Annotated in this window: 14 protein-coding genes; 6 read left to right on the top strand and 8 right to left on the bottom strand. The window is 63.3% G+C overall.

Going from position 1 to position 18,478, the window contains the following annotated elements; translation table 11 throughout:
- Positions 1-31: 31 nt before the first annotated feature.
- The 3 genes from glcF to glcD are packed head-to-tail and all read right to left on the bottom strand — an operon-like array spanning position 32 to position 3,860.
- On the bottom strand, positions 32-1,252 hold the full coding sequence (glcF, locus tag DIE17_RS31475) for a glycolate oxidase subunit GlcF (RefSeq protein WP_124921596.1): 1,221 nt from the start codon (positions 1,250-1,252) through the stop codon (positions 32-34).
- A gap of 26 nt (positions 1,253-1,278) precedes the next feature.
- Entirely contained in the window at positions 1,279-2,361 is a 1,083-nt protein-coding gene (gene glcE / locus DIE17_RS31470; RefSeq protein WP_124921595.1) for a glycolate oxidase subunit GlcE, read from the bottom strand.
- Positions 2,361-3,860, bottom strand: a complete 1,500-nt coding sequence (gene glcD, locus DIE17_RS31465) for a glycolate oxidase subunit GlcD (protein ID WP_124529098.1) — start codon at positions 3,858-3,860, stop codon at positions 2,361-2,363. Before glcD ends, glcE begins: the two co-directional genes overlap by 1 nt.
- Positions 3,861-4,091: 231 nt before the next feature.
- Here glcD and glcC point away from each other — a divergent pair, with 231 nt between their 5' ends.
- The 5 genes from glcC (at position 4,092) to DIE17_RS31435 (ending at position 10,330) form a co-directional block, all read left to right on the top strand.
- The gene (gene glcC, locus DIE17_RS31460; protein WP_124921594.1) at positions 4,092-4,862 is read left to right on the top strand and encodes a transcriptional regulator GlcC; all 771 of its coding nucleotides are present in this window, start codon (positions 4,092-4,094) and stop codon (positions 4,860-4,862) included.
- A 787-nt stretch (positions 4,863-5,649) separates the two neighbouring features.
- A complete protein-coding gene (locus DIE17_RS31450; RefSeq protein ID WP_124921593.1) occupies positions 5,650-7,194 on the top strand; it encodes a type VI secretion system Vgr family protein in 1,545 nt (514 codons plus the stop codon).
- A 43-nt stretch (positions 7,195-7,237) separates the two neighbouring features.
- Positions 7,238-8,788 (top strand): N-acetylmuramidase family protein, encoded by a 1,551-nt coding sequence (locus DIE17_RS31445; protein WP_260439277.1) that lies wholly within the window; start codon positions 7,238-7,240, stop codon positions 8,786-8,788.
- Positions 8,772-9,446, top strand: coding sequence for a hypothetical protein (locus tag DIE17_RS31440; protein WP_124529102.1), 675 nt, complete (start codon positions 8,772-8,774; stop codon positions 9,444-9,446). The genes DIE17_RS31445 and DIE17_RS31440 overlap by 17 nt, the downstream gene beginning before the upstream one ends.
- A 254-nt stretch (positions 9,447-9,700) precedes the next feature.
- On the top strand, positions 9,701-10,330 hold the full coding sequence (locus DIE17_RS31435) for a hypothetical protein (protein WP_124921592.1): 630 nt from the start codon (positions 9,701-9,703) through the stop codon (positions 10,328-10,330).
- Between the two features lie 391 nt (positions 10,331-10,721).
- Here the strand turns inward: DIE17_RS31435 and DIE17_RS31430 are convergent, their stop codons facing one another.
- The 5 genes from DIE17_RS31430 to DIE17_RS31410 form a co-directional block, all read right to left on the bottom strand.
- Positions 10,722-11,573 (bottom strand): carbohydrate ABC transporter permease, encoded by an 852-nt coding sequence (locus DIE17_RS31430; RefSeq protein ID WP_039318652.1) that lies wholly within the window; start codon positions 11,571-11,573, stop codon positions 10,722-10,724.
- A 26-nt stretch (positions 11,574-11,599) separates the two neighbouring features.
- Positions 11,600-12,568, bottom strand: a complete 969-nt coding sequence (locus DIE17_RS31425) for a carbohydrate ABC transporter permease (protein WP_409333437.1) — start codon at positions 12,566-12,568, stop codon at positions 11,600-11,602.
- Positions 12,569-12,622: 54 nt separating this feature from the next.
- Positions 12,623-13,882 carry an ABC transporter substrate-binding protein gene (locus DIE17_RS31420; RefSeq protein WP_124921591.1) on the bottom strand — a complete coding sequence of 420 codons (1,260 nt, stop codon included), beginning with the start codon at positions 13,880-13,882 and terminating at the stop codon, positions 12,623-12,625.
- A gap of 76 nt (positions 13,883-13,958) precedes the next feature.
- Positions 13,959-15,953: a beta-galactosidase gene (locus DIE17_RS31415; protein ID WP_124921590.1), complete on the bottom strand. Its 1,995-nt coding sequence runs from the start codon at positions 15,951-15,953 to the stop codon at positions 13,959-13,961.
- Positions 15,954-15,962: 9 nt separating this feature from the next.
- Positions 15,963-17,111, bottom strand: a complete 1,149-nt coding sequence (locus DIE17_RS31410; RefSeq protein ID WP_124921589.1) for an ABC transporter ATP-binding protein — start codon at positions 17,109-17,111, stop codon at positions 15,963-15,965.
- Positions 17,112-17,301: 190 nt separating this feature from the next.
- Here DIE17_RS31410 and DIE17_RS31405 point away from each other — a divergent pair, with 190 nt between their 5' ends.
- Positions 17,302-18,360: a LacI family DNA-binding transcriptional regulator gene (locus DIE17_RS31405; protein ID WP_124485995.1), complete on the top strand. Its 1,059-nt coding sequence runs from the start codon at positions 17,302-17,304 to the stop codon at positions 18,358-18,360.
- Positions 18,361-18,478: the final 118 nt, after the last annotated feature.

Genomic DNA, 18,478 nt, shown 5'->3' with positions numbered 1-18,478 from the left:
CATGTTCCTCCGGAATCAGCGGTCGGTGGAATCAGTCGACCCGTCGGTCGTCGACGAGCTCGATCCAGTGGCGCACGCGCGAGCGGCCCGCGCCGTTCAGGTGAGTCTGGCAGCCGACGTTGGCCGTGACAATCAGGTCCGGCCGCGCGGCTTCGAGCGCGTCGAGCTTGTTGTCGCGCAGCCTGGCCGCGAGTTCGGGCTGCGTCAGCGCATAGATGCCGGCCGAGCCGCAGCAGAGATGGCCGTCGGCGACATTCGTCAGATCGAAGCCGAGCCGCGTCAGGATGCTTTCCACCGTGCCGCCGAGCCGCTGCGCGTGCTGCAGCGTGCACGGGCAGTGGACCGCGACGCGGCGCCGCGTCGACTCGGCCAGCGCGTCGAGCGGCTCGGCCGCGATCACTTCCGCGAGGTCGCGCGCGAGTGCGCTGACGCGCCGCGCCTTGTCCGCATAGACGGGGTCGGAGCGCAGCAGGTCGCCGTATTCCTTCACGAACGCGCCGCAGCCGCTCGCCGTCAGCACGATCGCCTCCGCGCCGGCTTCGATCGCAGGCCACCACGCGTCGATGTTGCGGCGTGCGCGCGCGAGCCCGGCATCCTGCGCGTTCAGGTGATATTCGGTCGCGCCGCAGCAGCCGGCTTCGCGCGCGGGCGTCACGCTGATGCCGAGGCGGTCGAGCACGCGCGCGGCGGCCGCGTTCGTGTTCGGCGACAGCGAAGGCTGCACGCAGCCTTCCAGCATCAGCACGCGCCGCGCATGGCGTACCGGCGGGCGCGGCGTGGCGGCGGGCACGGCGGCCGGAATCTTGTCCTGCAGCGTGCCGGGCAGCAGCGGGCGCAGCGCGCGGCCGGCCTTCAGCAGCGCGGCGAAGGTTGCCGGCCGCGGCACCACGTGACGCAGGCCCGCGCGCAGCAGGCGCTCGCGCGCAGGCCGCCGCGCGCGCTTCTCGGCTTCCGCGCGGCCGATGTCGAGCAGCGTGTGATAGCGCACGCCGGACGGGCAGGTCGTCTCGCAGTTGCGGCAGGTCAGGCAGCGGTCGAGATGCTGCTGCGTGCGCTCGCCGCACGGCTCGCCTTCGAGCATTTGCTTGATCAGGTAGATGCGTCCGCGCGGCCCGTCGAGCTCGTTGCCGAGCACCTGGTAGGTCGGGCAGGTCGCATTGCAGAAGCCGCAGTGCACGCACGCGCGCAGGATCGCTTCCGCTTCGTCGGCCCGGTCGAGGGCCTTGCTGGCTTCGCTGAGATTGGTTTGCATATCGGCGGTTCGAAGTCGGGTTGGCGTCAGACGTTCGCGTACAGGCGGCCGGGATTGAAGATCGCATGCGGATCGAGCTGCGCCTTCAGCTGCCGATGCACGCGCAGCAGCGCGGGCGGCAGCGGCTGGAACGGCTCGGGCGTCGTGCCGGGCGTGAAGCAGCTCGCGTGGCCGCCCCACTGCGCTGCGAAGTGCTGCACGTCGGCCGGCGCGGCGTCGCTTTTCAGCCAGCGCTGCGCGCCGCCCCAGTCGACGAGCAGCGCGCCGGGCAGCGCATCGAGCGGCGCGGCCGCCGGTACCGATACGCGCCACAGCGGGCGCGGATCGTCGAAGAACGGCAGCGACAGGTCGCGCAGCCGCGCCCAGAACCCGTCGTCGCGATCGTCCATCCGCTCGCCGCCGATCGTGTCGCGCGCGGCCTTCACCGAGCCCTCGCCGCCTTCGAGCCGCACGCGCAGCACGCCGTCCGCGTGGCACGCACCCGCGAGCGGCAGCCCCGCGCGACGCCATGCCGCGACGCGTTGCACGGCTTCGGCGGCAGCGAGCTGTAAGGCGAGATCGCCGGTCGCGCGCGGCTTTGGCAGCACCTTCAGCGACACTTCCGTCACGACGCCGAGGCAGCCGAAGCTGCCCGCGAGCAGCCGCGACACGTCGTAGCCTGCGACGTTCTTCATCACCTCGCCGCCGAAGCGCAGGTGTTTCGCATGGCCGGTGATCACGCGACAGCCGAGCACGAAGTCGCGCACCGCGCCGGCCCACGGGCGGCGCGGCCCCGACAGCGCCGCCGCGAACATGCCGCCGACCGTTGCCGTGCCGCCGAACGTGGGCGGCTCGCACGGCAGCATCTGGCCGGCCGCGTCGAGCATCGCTTCCAGTTCGGCGAGCGGCGTGCCCGCGCGTGCGGTGATGACAAGTTCGGTCGGGTCGTACGCGACGATGCCGCGGTGCCTGCGCACGTCGAGCGCGCGGCCTTCGACCGCGCGGCCGACGAACGCCTTCGTGCCCGCGCCGCGGATGTGCAGCGGCTGGCGCGCGTGGATTGCGGCGTCGACCTGCGCGACGAGCGCCGCGCTGTCGTCGATCGATTCGATTTCGCGTTCGCGTCGCATCAGAAGCGCTCCAGTTCGGGAAACGGCAGCTTGCCGTGATGGACGTGCATCGCGCCGAACTCGGCGCAGCGGTGCAGCGTCGGGATGTTCTTGCCGGGGTTGAGCAGGCGCTGCGGATCGAACGCGGCCTTCACCGCGTGGAAGAACGTGATTTCGTCGGCGTTGAACTGCACGCACATCTGGTTGATCTTCTCGCGCCCGACACCGTGTTCGCCGGTGATGCTGCCGCCTGCCGCGACGCACAGTTCGAGGATCTTGCCGCCGAGCGCTTCCGCGCGGTCGAGCTCGCCGGGACGGTTCGCGTCGAACAGGATCAGCGGATGCATGTTGCCGTCGCCCGCATGGAACACGTTCGCGACCGGCAGCGCGTATTGCGCGGACAGCGCGGCGATCCCTTCGAGCACGCGCGGCAGCTCGCGGCGCGGGATCGTGCCGTCCATGCAGTAGTAGTCGGGCGACATGCGGCCGACCGCCGGGAACGCGTTCTTGCGGCCGGCCCAGAAGCGTTGCCGCTCCGCTTCGTCGCGCGCGACGCGGATCTCCGACGCGCCGGCGTCGCGCAGCAGCGCGGCCACGCGTTCGGCGTCTTCGTCGACATCGGTCGCGGCGCCGTCGAGTTCGCACAGCAAGATCGCCTGCGCGTCGACCGGGTAGCCGGCGTGGATGAAGTCCTCGGCCGCGCGGATCGCGAGGTTGTCCATCATCTCGAGCCCGCCGGGGATCACGCCCGCGCCGATGATCCGCGCGACCGCCGCGCCGGCTTCGGCCACGTCGTCGAAGCTCGCCATCAGCACCTTCACGCTCGACGGTTTCGGCAGCAGCTTCACCGTCACCTCGGTGACGATGCCGAGCATCCCCTCGGAGCCGGTGAACAGCGCGAGCAGGTCGAAGCCGGGGGCGTCGAGCGCGTCGGCGCCGAGCGTCAGCGTGTCGCCGTCGATCGTCAGGATCTCGACCTTCAGGATGTTGTGCACCGTCAGCCCGTATTTCAGGCAGTGCACGCCGCCCGCGTTTTCGGCGACGTTGCCGCCGATCGAGCACGCGATCTGCGACGACGGATCGGGCGCGTAGTAGAGGCCGTAGGGTGCCGCGGCCTGCGAGATCGCGAGGTTGCGCACGCCCGGCTGCACGCGCGCGATGCCGGCGTCGGCGTCGATTTCCAGGATCCGGTTGAACTTCGACATCACGAGCAGGATGCCTTTTTCGAGCGGCATCGCGCCGCCCGACAGCCCGGTGCCCGCGCCGCGCGCAACGACCGGCACGCCGTGCGCGGCCGCGACGCGCAGCACCGCGCGCACCTGCTCGACCGTGTCGGGCAGCACGACCGCGAGCGGCACCGTGCGGTACGCGGCGAGGCCGTCGCATTCGAACGGCTTCAGCGCCTCGCGCTCGTGCAGCACGTCGAGGCCGGGCGCCGCCGCGTCGAGCGCGGCGACGAGCGTGTCGCGGTCGACGGTCGCCAACGGGCCGTCGATCCGTTCGTCGTAGGTGAAACTCATCGTGTGTCTCCGTCTCCACCATCTTCATCGTGCAGGCGGCCGCAGGACGCGCGGCACGCCGATGGACGGCATTCTTGGCGGGCGGCGGGGGCGTGTCCAGATGCCGCCAGCGTGGTCATACCAGTTTTTCCTAGAGTGTTTTTGAGAAGTGGCTCGATGTGACAGGAAACGCAATCTGCACAAGGGTTTGTGCGAAAATCGGCGACATCAGTCCGAAGTGGTCATACCAGTATGGAAATCCAAAATCGACAAGCGCCGGCGCGCATTGTCGCCGATGTCGTCGCCGAGCGGATCGAGCAGCTGATCGTCGACGGCGTGTTGAAGGCCGGGCAGGCGCTGCCGTCCGAACGTCGGCTGACCGAGAAGCTCGGCGTGTCGCGCACGGCCGTGCGCGAAGGGATGAAGCTGCTGCGCGCGCGCGGGATCATCGACACGACGCACGGCAAGGGCTCGTTCGTCGCGAGCCTGACCCCGCAGCGCGAAGTCTCGCCGATGATGCATCTGCTCGGCTCGCAGCCGCGCACGCTGTACGACCTGTTCGAGGTGCGCGGCATGCTCGAGACCGAAGCCGCGCGGCTCGCCGCGCTGCGCGGCACACCCGCCGACTTCATCCTGATCAAGCGCCGCTACGAGGAGATGACGGCGGCCGATGCGCAGGATCTCGATCCGGCCGCGCGCGCGAAGCTCGACCATGCGTTCCATCTCGCGATCTGCGAGGCGTCGCACAATCCGGTGCTGGTCAACACGCTGCAGTCGCTGACCGATCTGCTGCTCAGCTCCGTGTTCGCGTCGGTGAACAACCTCTATCATCGCGAGCCGCTGAAGAAGCAGATCGACCGCCAGCACGCGCGGCTCTACAACGCGGTGACGGGGCGGTTGCCCGACCAGGCCCGCAAGGCGGCGAGCGAGCATATCCGGCAGTGCGTCGAGTATCTGCGCGAGATCGAAGAGGAGGAGCAGCGGCTCGTGCGCTCGACGTTGCGGCTCGAAGGGTGGACTTGAGCAAGCACCGGTGCGTTCGTACGATGACGTCAATCAAACGAAGTGCGTTGACGATGCGGTTTGATCGACTATTACATCATAATGTGACTTATCTGGTTCGCGGCACGCCAGCCGGTGCCCGGTAAAATGCCGCGCACCGCAGGTGCCAGGCGGAGAAAGCAAGCGCAAGCCGGCGGCACCGCACGCGAAGCCGGCCGGTAACGGACCGGACTACACGATCGGCAGTCCGGTCAACGTGAAAAGGCCGCGCAGCAAACCTCCGGGCAAGCCGGCTGGGGGCAGGCCGGCCGGCGGGCACATCGGGTAGCCGTGACAAAGCGTCCAAGTAGCATGGCGGATCCTCTGGGACCCCCTTCAAAGCCTACGTGCAGGTGAATGTCGGTCTAGGCACCCGACTGTCCACGCCTGCCGGTACGATCATCGGTGCGACGATGGATGTCTGCCAATGTGCGTTAGCAGAAAGCGTGGCATATATATCGTTTTGCCACATTCTGTGAAATTTGAAGGTTGCCATCCAAATTCCGTGTAGGAAGGGAACGGCTGCTAATTTGAGATAATCCCGGCCCGGAAACGGGGTTGTTGCGCTAATCTTTCGAAACTATTTAAGATTATGAGTTGAGCGCACGGGGATCTCCATTTTCAGAGATAAACCATTTTCAAGTACTTGGTCACATATATAGCTCCGCTCAATCCTGAATAGAATCGAGCGAGCGACTCATCGTCGCAATGGCCGACCGTCACCCGCGTCGCTTCCTTGGCGGTTGAACCTGAGAGACAAGGAACGGAAATGGTTTTTCCACCCGTCGATCCCGCAAGATTGCGGGCGGCTACGCTTTACGAGTCGATACATCGGGGCTTGATGCAGCACGAGCGACTGCTTATGTTCCGCTCCCCGCTGGGGGCGCAAACGCTCATTCCAGTGCGCGCAAAGGGATGGTCCAGAGTCGGGCGAGGCTATCGCTGGGTGGTCGACGTCGTTTCGTTACGTGACGATATCGATAACCTGGAACTCGAGCATCAGCCTGTCACGCTGTTTATTCAGCAAACCTCCAAGCCATTTGTTGAATCAGTCTATCGCCCGATTCACGGTTTCGTTCACAAATTCCACACGCTCGGGCAAGACGGAAATCTGACCGTCTACCAGGTTGAGTTCGAGTCGGCGCTTTTCTTTCTCGGCAAGGCGAGCAAGAACGATCATTGGTTCAATAAAAGCGCACGGGAAATTCTCTCTGAGTTGCTGGGAGCCTACCCGCAACTTGCCGGGCGAGTACGTTTCGTCCTGTGGGACGAGCCACGTGCGCGATCGTACACGCGGCAGAGCGAAACAGATCTGAACTTTTTCCGTAGAATTCTCGAAGACGAAGGATGGTACTTTTATTTCGAGCATGCGCCAGTCCAGTATGAAGACGATCCACGCGTGTCAACACTCGTCATAGTCGATCGGCTTTCTGCCTTGCCCGATGCGAAACCGATCGAATTTTTCAACGGTGCAATTAGCGACGAGGTAGATGGCTTCACGCAATGGGCGGTGACTCAGACTGCACAAAGTCTTGCCTACGCGACAACCTCCTTCAATTACAAGAATCCGCAACGGAATTATTCGGTGCGCAGTGACTTGGGTGACAGCGCAAGCACCTATGTGACCGAAGAGCGACGTCAGCAGGTGAGGCGCAGCGTTCCGTATGCGCCCATGATTATTCGTGAAGCCCTGTCGTATGCCTACCCGAACTCGGACGAAGGGCGACGACGTGCATCCAATAGAACCCAGGCTTGGACTTCCGCCGCCCGGCGATACATTGGTCTCGGCGGTGTGCGATGGTTCGACGCTGGATCGCGTTTCACGCTCGAGCATCACACGCGGCATATGACGTTCGATTCGAACCTTCGGGAGTTCATGGTCGTCGAGGTTGAGTGGCTCATTGAGAACAATGTGCCGCTATCTAATCATGCTGCGACCTATCCACTGAGTTTGCAGAGCGCATTGTCCGACTTGCGCCAGGACTATGGCACGCAGTTTCCTGTCAGCACGTTGCAGCAAAACCTGACCCATGAATATACGCAGACTTTCGACGTATCTTCGGTCATCGCGAATCTAGGTGTCGGGGAAGCGCTGCAAGCGCAGACATATCGCATCTATTTGCCGGACGGAACACTTCAGCAGCAGGGCGGGCTACTCGACGGCGAAACGGCGACCGTTCACACACCTACACCAATGAACGTGAAGTGTGAGATCGGTGGCGGCGACTGGCTAGCGATTGAAGATGCTTACGACCATGACGAAGCAGTCGAAGACGCGAGCGAAGCCCCGGTCGACGAGCAGCAGGAAACTTGACCGATTCAACTTCTGATATCCGCGAAATCGATAGGGAGAGCAAGTGTCGAACGCACAACCCGCCGACGCACCGGCACCGAAGGCTAAGACTCAACCAGCTGCATTCGTGGTGGTAACCGTGCTTTTTCGCGACGTGTTGAAAAAGCCTATCGAAGGCCTGGTCGTCCAGTTGACGTCTGGCAAAAACGCACCGCCGGCCCCCGCGTGGGAAACCGGCCCCGATCCCACGATCATCCAAGAGGATTCGGCAACACAGAGCAATGCGTCAGCTGCGACACCCGCTTCCGGTGCCGCGGCCTTACCTGAAGCGGTATCCAGCTCGGCGGCGGCGCCTGCAAAAACGCCACCGAATAGCAAAGCCGAACCGACAGCTCCGCGCTCGTCGCCCATTTTGGACAACAAGACGGAGGCGACCACCGACAAGGATGGTTTTGCGGTGACGATCACGAATGCGGCGCGCAATCAACCGATAGATGTGTTCGTCAAGAATCGTCGTGGGGAGTTTGCCTGGAAAGCTCAAATTGTCCCCAAGAAGGATATCAGCGCGTTCACTATCGTCAGTCCCGAATATCACTTGGAGTCCACTACACAACTCACCCAAAAGGACGAGTTTGAGCAGAATCTAAATCTTCCGGTTGTGAAAGAGGGAGAAGTTATGACGATCGAGAGATTGGTCAAGGAATTTGGCCAATACATTGCATGGACGCAAAAAGTCACCGAGCAAGGCCGGGTAAAAAAATATTTTCCCAAGAAAAACAAGGAGGTCACTGTCGATCAAAAAACACACAAGAAGAAAACCAAGATTACAATTGAACACCACTATAAGGTGGTGAACACTGGTGAACCGCGCACCGTAGCATTCAGCATTTTTGGTTCGAGGCTGAGTTACCCCAAGCCAGAGTTTTTTTCCGATGCGCAGTATCGGCGCATGGCTAGCGAACTTAACGTAGAAGTCGCCGCCATTAAGGCGCTGGTTCAACAGGAATCTCAGGGCCATCCTTTTCTGGAAAATGGACTCCCTCCCATACTGTATGAACGATGGCACTTCTTTGATCTGTCCGTAAAGAAGCGCGACAAGGAGGCAGAGGAGAGGGAAAGGGGGGCGGAAAAGGAAGCGGCAGAATTGAAGGGCGCAAAAGCGACTGACGCTGCCAAGAAGAAGGTGCATTCGTCCAAAAGAAGGGATTTCCCCGAAAATCCTTATCCAAAATTCCCCGATCTCTGCTTCCCAAACGGAGATCAATATGGCGGAGACGGCCTGAATCAATATGAAAAGCTGATTCGTGCTGCGGCTCTTGATTTTGATGTCGCCATACAATCATGCTCTTGGGGAGGTTTTCAAATTCTCGGGGAATACTATTCATCGTGTGGGTGTTCGACGCCGGCGGAGTTTGCCAATAAATTTATATCTGGAACAGATGGGCAGATGGAAATATTTATTGCCTTTATGAAAAAAGAGAAGCGTGCTGGTGTTGACGGATTGAGAGAGCACAAATGGGAGCAGGTTGCGACTTCATACAATGGTAGGCGCTGGCGCACGAAAAATCCTCACTACGCTGAAAATCTCAAAAAATTCTATGAGCAGTTCAAGTAAATTCATTGTGCTTTTATTTGTTGCATCGATTTCTCGTTTGTCCTTTGCTGGAGAAGCGATTCTGTTCAATGATCCAAGTTTGATCGGATTTCGCGACGGGAGGGCTATATCGGGTTTTTATGATTCGGAGAATGAAAAATTCTCTTGCAGCTTCTTGTTTGTAGAGGATGGTGATAGGTCAAGTAGTGTGAGTGTTGAGGGTTATGTTGGTACGCCGTTACTTACTTTCGTTTTGGGTGAGTTGTCCCCGGAATTTCAGAATAGGAATAAAGTATTCGACATCAAAGGGATTTTGTATCGACGCGACAGTGAGTGGGTTATACAGACTGAGGTTGGTCAGGCTGGGTGTGAAAATGCCACAGGAGTGTTCGCGTTTGGGCCAAAAGATTTTAGATCGGTCGCTTATCATGTAATTCGAGAGATTCCGGCCATCGGAATTCGTATTGTGAAGGGTGAAACGGCTTTTTATGACAATCGCGACGGAAAATTTGTGGCGAGAAAATCCTATCTTGTAGGGGGAGATAGTGTGATTGTAATGAAAAATAAAGATGATTTTTCATACATTCGTTACGTAGGTGCTGGGCCGAAGTTCGAGAGGCGCGTTACTTTTGGGTGGGTGCGTACAAGAGATTTGGTGGATCCTTTTCCTCAGAAATAAGACGTTGCTAATTATTTATCGAGGCATCAGGTTCTGCGTTGATCGATGCTGCTTGATAAATGGGGTGATCGCGATTTTGCGCACTAGGGCGCGAGCGGCATTGTCGGGTCGGGCGGGGCCAAGAATGCCGCTGCGACGTATCAGGTTGATCAAAATGCCGGAAAAATCGCTCGGGCTTTGACCCGTAAAACCTGGGTGAATCAGGAAACCGCTCTATCGAGCCTCAACTGGTCAAGATAATATTGTGAAATTTTATGGATCTTTTGGGTAAGAGGCTGTTGTTTGCGGCGGCGTTGACAATGTCTGGCTCGGTATTTGCCGGGAGTGCTGTTCTGTTTCAGCAACCATACTTGATTGCGTTTGTTGATTCCAGTCATGTAGCCGGCGTTTATTCAAGAATTGGCGAAACTGGATCTTGCTATTTTTTATTTTATGGTGCGTTTGATAAAAAATATCCTGACGAAGCGGATTGCTCTACCTTTAGGATTGGTACTTTTCTTAGTGGAGGTGGATCTCTCGATTTTGAAGGTCGGGACAAAGATTATGATATCGATGGCTATTTATACAAAAAATATGAGGGATGGGTTCTTAGAACAATGAGTCCGCAGGCTAGTTGTAGCAGCGCGCAAGGCATCTTCTCTGCTGACCCTCCGGATATTTCGGCGAAGGAGTTTTTCACTTCAAGTGAAATTCCGGCATTAGGTATTCGATTGGTCGCGAAAAAATCCTACTTGCATGATATAAAAGGCGGTAAATTTATAGTCAAAAATTCTTACCTTATAAGTGGCGATGCCGTCGTTGTTCTAAAAGTGCGTGGTGAGTTCTCATATATCCGCTACGTCAATACGGGGCCGAAGTTTGATGGTCGTATCACGTTTGGCTAGTTGCGCTCAAAGGATTTGGTTGATCCCTTTCCCCGGGGAGCGCAATGAAATCGACGCCGAAGGCCGTTTACTGAATGTCTTGTGTGGTGCACAGGTAGGCGGATCCGAAACATAGTCTTGCGGTTGATCTGGGGGCAGTTACAAGGTCGTGGATTGCAACCGATGGCTTAGGGCGTTGTGATTGAGCGCTTATCCGACGCGGTAGGCTTGCACATTGTGATTGTTGAATTGGTCTATGGCGAAAGTTTGCATCGCGGCGTCAAGCGACATCCATCCAACCTCGAAAAAAATAAAAAAAGCCCGCCGAAGCGGGCAATCCTCTCGATGAAGAGGGGGAGATCCGAATCCGCGATCGGTGATCGGTGATCGGTGATCGGCGGTCAGGGCGAGTTCACCCTTTCGTCGCCCCAAACGTGAGCCCCGCGACGAAATGCTTCTGCATCGCGAAGAACATCGCGACCGACGGCAACGCCGCGAGAATCGACCCGGCCGAAACAAGGTTCCAGGAAGTCGTCCATTGCCCCTTCAGCGCCGCCACACCCGCGGTAATCGGCGCGGCCTCGTCACCCTGCGTGAGACACAGCGCCCAGAAGTAATCGTTCCACACGAACGTAAACACGAGAATCGCGAGCGCGGCCAGCGCCGGCCGGATCAACGGCAACACGATCCGCCAGAACACCGTCCACTCGCCCGCGCCTTCGATCCGCGCCGCCTCGATCAGCTCGAACGGCAGCTGCTTGATGAAATTGCGCAGAAACAGCGTACAGAACCCCGTCTGAAACGCGACGTGAAAGAGGATCAGCGCCTCGACCGTATTGAACACCCCGAGCCTCAGCGACAAGTCGCGAACCGGAATCATCAGCACCTGCACCGGCACGAAATTCCCCGCGACGAAGGTCCCGAACAGCGCGGCATTTCCGCGAAACCGGTAAGTCGCCAGCGCGAACCCGGCCATCGCCGCGAGCGCGATCGACCCGAGCACCGACGGCACCGTGATCTGCACGCTGTTCCAGAAGTAATGCAGCATCGGCGACGTGGTCAGCGCGTCGCGATAGTTCTCGATCATCGAGAAGTGCCGCGGCCAGCCCCAGTAGTGACCTTCGACCAGTTCCTCGGTCGAGCGCACCGACGTGACGAACACCGCGATCATCGGCAGCAGCCAGATCACGAGCGCGACGGGCAGCGACAGCTTGTACAGCCGGCGCGATACCGGCTTCCAGTGGGCAACGGGCGTTGGAAACATGATGAATGGTTCCCCGGAAGGTCAAATCACTGCTCGTTGCGCAGCATGCGGCGCAACTGGAACACGATGTAGACGAGCATGATCGCGAACAGCACGACCGCGATCGACGCGGAATAGCCGAGCCGGTAATACTTGATCGCCTGGTCGTACATGTAATACGCGAGCACGGTCGAGCTTTCGAACGGGCCGCCGCCCGTCATCACCGAAATCAGGTCGAAGCTGCGCAGCGCGCCGATCACCGTGACGACGATCGCCATGAACGTGGTCGGCCGCAATTGCGGCAGCACGACGTGCCACAGCAGCGCGAAGCCGCGCGCGCCTTCCATCCGTGCCGCTTCGATCTGCTCCGGGTTCACCGACGTGAGGCCGGTGAGGTACAGGATCATGCAGTACGCGGTCTGCGGCCACAGCGCGGCGAACACGATGCCGAAGGTCGCATAGCGCGCATCGCCGAGCACCGGGATCCCGTGCCCGGCGATCAGCGCGAGCAGCCCGAAGGTCGGATCGTAGAACCACGAGAAGATCAGGCCGACGACCACGCCCGACAGCACGAACGGCGCGAAGAACAGCGACTTCACGAGCCGGATGCCGGCGACCGCCTGGTTCAGGTACAGCGCGAGCGCGAGGCCGAGCGGCGGCGCGAGCATGAACAGCGCGAGCCAGATCACGTTGTTGCGCAGCGCGGTGTAGAACGTCGGCGCTTGCAGCAGCTCGGCGTAGTTCGCGAGGCCGACGAACGTGCGCTCGGTCATCCCGTCCCAGTTGCAGAGGCTCAGCCACAGCGTCGACAGGATCGGCCAGATCACATAGACGGCAACCATTGCGCACGCGGGCGCGAGAAAGAGCCACGCGGCGCGCCGTTGTCGCCGCACGGCCGGCGACGGGCGGCGCGCGCGCAGCGCGGCAGGCGAGCTGCGGGCCGGCGGCGCGGCGGCGGGCGGTGCGGCCGGGGTAGCCGGCGTTGCAACGGGTCTGGACGTGATCGGACTGGACACGGCAAGCCTCCTGGGCGGACGCGGCGGCACTCGGCCGCCGCAGGGGTCACGCGGCTACTTCTTGTAGATCCGCTTGCGGGTCTGTTCGAGTTGCGCGAGCACGGTGTCGAGCTGCGCGGGATTCGCGACGAACTGCTGCATCCCCTTCATCCCTTCGTCGGCCATTTCCTTCGTCATGTCGCGGTCGTAGAACTGCGCGACGCCGCCGCGGGTGTCGGCGAGGATCCGGAAGCCGATGCGCGAGATCGGATCGGCCGGCTCCGGCGACTTGCCGTTGGCCGACAGCGAACCGAGCCCTTCGGCGAGCTTCGCGCCCATCTCGGGCGTTTCGACGAACGCGAGGAAGGTATGCGCGTCGGCCTTGTTCTTCGCCTTGGTCGGGATGTGCAGCGATTCGACCGGGCCGTCCTCGGCCGTCGGCACCTTCGGGTCGATGATCGGGAAACGGTAATAGCCCATTTCCTGCTTCACGTTCGGCGGAAAGCCCGCGGCGATGAAGGTGCCCATCAGCATCATCGCGGCCTTGCCCTGGAACAGGAACGGCTGCGCGCCGTCGAGATCGTAGGACAGCGCGTTGTCGATGAAGTAGCCCGAGTCGATCAGCGATTTCCACGTCGTGTAGACCTTCTTCACGCGCGGATCGGTGTACGGCACGTCGCCGGCCATCAGCTGCTGGTGGAACGCGTTGCCGTTCAGGCGCAGGTCGAGATAGTCGAACCAGCCGGCGAGCGTCCACGCGTCGCGGCCGCCGATCGCGATCGGCGTGATGCCGGCCGCCTTCAGTTTCCTGCATGCATCGAGAAACTGGTCCCAGGTCTTCGGCTCGTCGGCGATGCCGACCTTGCTGAACAGGTCCTTGCGGTAGAACAGCCCCCACGAGTAATAGACGGTCGGCGCCGCATACTGCTTGCCGTTATAGGACGATGCGCTGCGCGTCGACGCGTACATCGCATCCCAGCCGTTCTTCTTCCAGTCGCCGCTCAGGTCCTCGAACAGCCCGCGCTTCGCGTAGTACGCCATGCGCTCGCCCGCGTGCCAGTTCACGACGTCGGGCGCGACGGTCGTGAGCCATGCGGGGAGCTGCACCTTGTACGCTTCCTCGTCGACGAAGGTGGGCTTCACGTCGATGTCGGGATGGGCCTTGTGGAACGCTTCGATCGTCGACTGCCAGACCGCGCGCTGGCTGGCGCCCTTGAACGCGATGTTGATCGTCAGCGTGCCCGCGTCGGCCGGCGCCGCGGCGCCGAACGAAGCGAACGCGATGGCGGCGGCGGTCGCAAGCCGGGCGGCGACGCGAAGGGGGCGATGTGTCATGGGTGTCTCCATTCCTGTCTGTCGTTGTGCGTGACCGGCGCGTCGCGGCGCCGGGGGCGGTTGCTACGAACGGCTGCTACGAACCGCTTCGATACACGGCGACGCCTTGCGGCTCGACCTGCGCGGCGCCGACCACGAACGCGGACGGCGGCACTGCATCGATCGTGTGCGGCGTGCTGCCGTAGTTGAATACGTAGGTCAGGCCGCCGCGCCGGCTCACGCGCACGCCGTCGCCGAGCGGCGACGGTGTCAGGCCGGCTTCGGCCGCGACGTCGGCGAACAGGCGCGCGGTGGTCGCGTCGTCGAACAGCGCGGCCCAGTAGTGCAGCGTGCCGTGCGACACGCAGGCCGGATGACCGTCGGCGAAACGCGCGCGCACGACGCTGCGCGCGTCGTCGTCGCGCAGTTCGACGAGGTCGCGCCAGTGACGCGCGTCGCCGGTGAGCGGCGCGCCGTCGCGCAGCGTGCCGTCGATCCGCTCGGTCACGTTCGGCCGCAGCGATTCGACGCGCCACACGCGCATCGGCAGGATAGACGCGAGCGGGCCGGGCGGCAGCGTCGGCGGAATCCGCAGGTCGGCGGTCTTCGAGCCGGTGCGCGGGCCGAACACCGCATGCGCGCCGGAGGCGGCGAGCCGTGCCGCGAAGTCGTCCGGCACGACCGGCAGCGGCGGCACGACGACGAGCCGGTAGCCGTCGAGCGGCGCGTGCGCGGACACGATGTCGACGTCGAGGCCGAGCGAACGCAGCGCCGAGTAGTACTCGAACGCGAAGCGCGGGTAGTGGAAATCGGCGCCTTGCGGCTGCACTTCGAACAGCCACTTCGCTTCGTAGTCGAACACCAGCGCGACGGGTGCACGCACCGCGCCGTTCGCGTCGGCATCGGCACCTGCGTCGAGCACGGCGGCGATCTCCTGCGCGACGCGCTGCGCTTCGCGGCCGCCTTCGTCGAGCCGGTCGTCGGGCGTGTGCAGGCCCGCATGCATCTGCTCCTGCGCGAACGGCGCCTGCCGCCAGCGGAAGTACGACACGCAGCCGGCGCCGTGCGCGAACGCTTCCCAACTCCACAGCCGCACCATGCCCGGCAGCGGCGCGGGGTTCCACTGCGCCCAGTTCACGGGGCCCGGCTGCTGCTCCATCACCCAGAACGGCAGCTTCGACATGCCGCGATAGAGGTCGTGATTGAACGACGCGAAATCCGGATGGCCGGTGCGCAGCCAGCGCGCCTTCACGTCGGGCGCGAACCATTGCTCCTCGAGCGCGCCGAGCGGATAGCTGTCCCAGGTCGCGACGTCGAGGTCGCGCGCCACGTCGTAATGATCGAACTCGGTGAAGAGCTGCATGAAGTTGTGCGCGACGGGGCGGCCCGGCGAATGCGCGCGGATCACGTCGACCTGCATCCGGTGATAGCGCGCGACTTCATCCGACGCGAAGCGCCGGTAGTCGAGGCGGTGCGACGGATGCGCTTCGGTCACGGTGCCGACCGGCGCATCGACTTCGTCGAAATGCCGGTACTCCATGCTCCAGAACACGGTGCCCCACGCACGGTTCAACGCGTCGATCGTGCCGTAGCGCGCCTGCAGCCATCCGCGAAAACGCACGAGCGCGGCGGGCGAGTAGCTGACGACCGTCTGGTGGCAGCCGAGTTCGTTGTCGGTCTGCCAGTAGCGCACGGCCGGGTGGCGGCCGTAGCGTTCGGCGACCGCGGTGCAGATGCGGCGCGACGCTTCCAGATAGGTCGGCGACGAGAAGTCGTAGTGGCGGCGCGAGCCGAACTTGCGCGGCCGGCCGTCCGCGCCGATCGCGAGGATGTCGGGGTGACGGTCGACGAGCCATTTCGGCGGTGTCGCGGTCGGCGTGCACATCACGATCTCGAGGCCGGCCGTGCCGAGCACGTCGACCGCGCGGTCGAGCCAGCCCCAGTCGTATTCGCCCGGCGACGGCTCGATGCGGCTCCATGCGAATTCGGCGATCCGCACTTGCGCGATGCCAAGTGCCTTCATCCGGCGGGCGTCGTCGGCCCACATCGATTCCGGCCAGTGTTCCGGGTAGTAACAGACTCCGAGGCGCATGCCCGATCCTTATGCGTAGTGGTGGACGGGAAGGTCGGCGCACGCGGGCACCGCGCGGCCGTCTTCGGTGAAGAGGTGGCAGGCGGCGGCCGGCGCATGCGCGTGCACGCGTTCGCCGCGGCGCAGCGGGGCGTCGCCGGGCACCTTCGCGATCAGCGGCGTGCCGCCGGGCTGGTCGAGGTGCACGTAGGTCTGCTCGCCGAGGCGTTCGACGAGCGCGACGTCGCGCGCGAGCGTCGTCGCGTCGTGCGCGGCGTCGAGCGTCAGGTGTTCGGGGCGGATACCGAGCGTGACGGCCGCGCCGACCGCGAGCGCGGAACCGTCGCGCGGCAGCGTGAAGGTTTCGCCGGACAACACGACGGTGACGATCGTGCGCCGCGCGTCGCAGGCGGTGACGACGGCTGGCAGGAAGTTCATCCGCGGCGAGCCGATGAAGCCGGCGACGAAGCGGCTCGCCGGATGGTGATAGAGGTCGAGCGGCGCGCCGACCTGCGCGATGCTGCCGTGTCGCGCGGTGTCCGCGCCGGCGTGCAGCAGCACGATCTTGTCGGCGAGCGTCATCGCTTCGGTCTGGTCGTGCGTCACGTAGACGACGCTCGCGCGCTCGAACTGCCGGTGCAGCTTCGCGATCTCGATGCGGGTCTGGCCGCGCAGCGCCGCGTCGAGGTTCGACAGCGGCTCGTCGAACAGGAACACGCCGGGCTCGCGCACGATCGCGCGGCCGATCGCGACGCGCTGCCGCTGGCCGCCGGACAGCGCCTTCGGCTTGCGCTCGAGCAGCGTGTCGAGCTGCAGGATCCGCGCGGCGTCGCGCACCTTCCGGTCGATCTCGGCCTTCGGCAGGCGCGCGAGCTTCAGCCCGAACGCCATGTTCTCGTAGACCGTCATGTGCGGAAACAGCGCGTAGCTCTGGAACACCATCGCGACGCCGCGCTCGGCGGCCGGCACGTCGTCGACGCGGCGGCCGTCGATCGACAGCTCGCCGTCGCTCAGGTCCTCGAGGCCCGCGATCATCCGCAACAGGGTCGACTTGCCGCAGCCGGACGGCCCGAGGAACACGCAGAACTCGTGCGCGCCGATCTCCAGATCAACGTCGCGAATGACCGGCGCGTGCTCGCCATAGGCTTTCTGCACGCGTCGCATCGAGATGCTCGCCATTGTCTCCGCTCCATGTTCTAATGCGCTTTCGTCGATGCTTAAGCGCTTAAGCATCGCGATCAAAAAAAGAGCCGATCGCGATCGCGGCCGAGTCGCGCCCGTCGGTCGGGCGGCAGGGTGTGCGGCGATAGTGCGCCGCTTCGGTGAGCGAAGCAAATACTGGATCGACGTCTCATATAGTGGGCAAATCATGGCGACACTGGATGAAGTGGCCCGTCGCGCCGGTGTGACGGCCGCGACGGTCTCGAACGTGCTGCGCAACCGCGGCCGGGTCGGCGAAGCCACCCGCGCGCGGGTGCTCGAAGCGGTGCAGGCGCTCGGCTACCGGCCGCATCTGGCCGCGCGGGCGCTGGCTGAAGGGCGCGCGCCGACGGTCGCGCTGATGGTGTCGAGCATCGCGAACCCGTTCTATCCGGAGTTCGCGCTCGCGGTCGAGCGCGCGGTGCGGCGCAACGGGCAATTCCTGATCGTCTGCAATACGAACGAAGATCCGTTGCAGGGGCGCGCGTATCTCGACCAGATCGCCGGCACGATTTCCGAGGGGATTCTCGTGACCAACGCGAACCTGCACCTGCCGGATCTGGTCGACGTCGCGCGGCGCGGCGTGCCGGTCGTGCTGTGTCTGTGGGAGCGGCCCGATGCGCCGCCCGAAGGCTTGCCGTGCGTCGCGGTGGATTTTCGCGAGGCGGGGCGGATTGCGACGCGGCATCTGGTCGAGCTCGGGCACAAGTCCATTGGTGTGATCGTCGGCGGCTCGGCGAGCGGTGTGCAGGCGGCGCGCTACGACGGCTTCGTCGATGTGATGCGCGAAGCGGGGCTCGACGCGTCGATCGTCGCGGCCGAGCCCGATTCGATCGAAGGCGGCGTGCGTGCGGCGGGCCGGCTGCTCGACGCGCATCCCGGGCTGACCGCGCTGGTCGCGACCAACGACCTGCCCGCGATCGGCGCGCTGCACGCGGCCGCCGATCGCGGCCGGCGTGTGCCCGACGATCTGTCGATCGTCGGCATCACCGATATTCATCTGGCGAGCGATACGCGTCCTACGTTGACGACCGTCGCGATTCCGACCGCCGAGGCCGCGGGGCTCGCGGTCGAACTGCTCAACGCGTTGCGCGAGGCGGGCGGTCAGGTCGACGATGCATCGCGCGTGCGGACGGCGTCGGTGCCGCGGCTGGTGGTGCGCGGGACGACGGGGGCGGTGCGCGATGGCTTAGCGGGAGAAGGTGGCCACGCGGGGCGCGTCGCGTAGTGTCATGCTTGCCGAAGCCGAAGCCGAAGCCGAAGCCGAAGCCGAAGCCGAAGCCGAAGCCGAAGCCGAAGCCGAAGCCGATGCCGAAGCCGAAGCCGAAGCCGAAGCCGAAGGGCTA

Origin of the sequence: Burkholderia sp. Bp9099 (genome assembly GCF_003857805.1) — a bacterium.
GTDB lineage: Bacteria > Pseudomonadota > Gammaproteobacteria > Burkholderiales > Burkholderiaceae > Burkholderia.
Note: the sequence above shows the minus strand (reverse complement) of the source record. Positions and strands in the feature narration are given on the sequence as shown.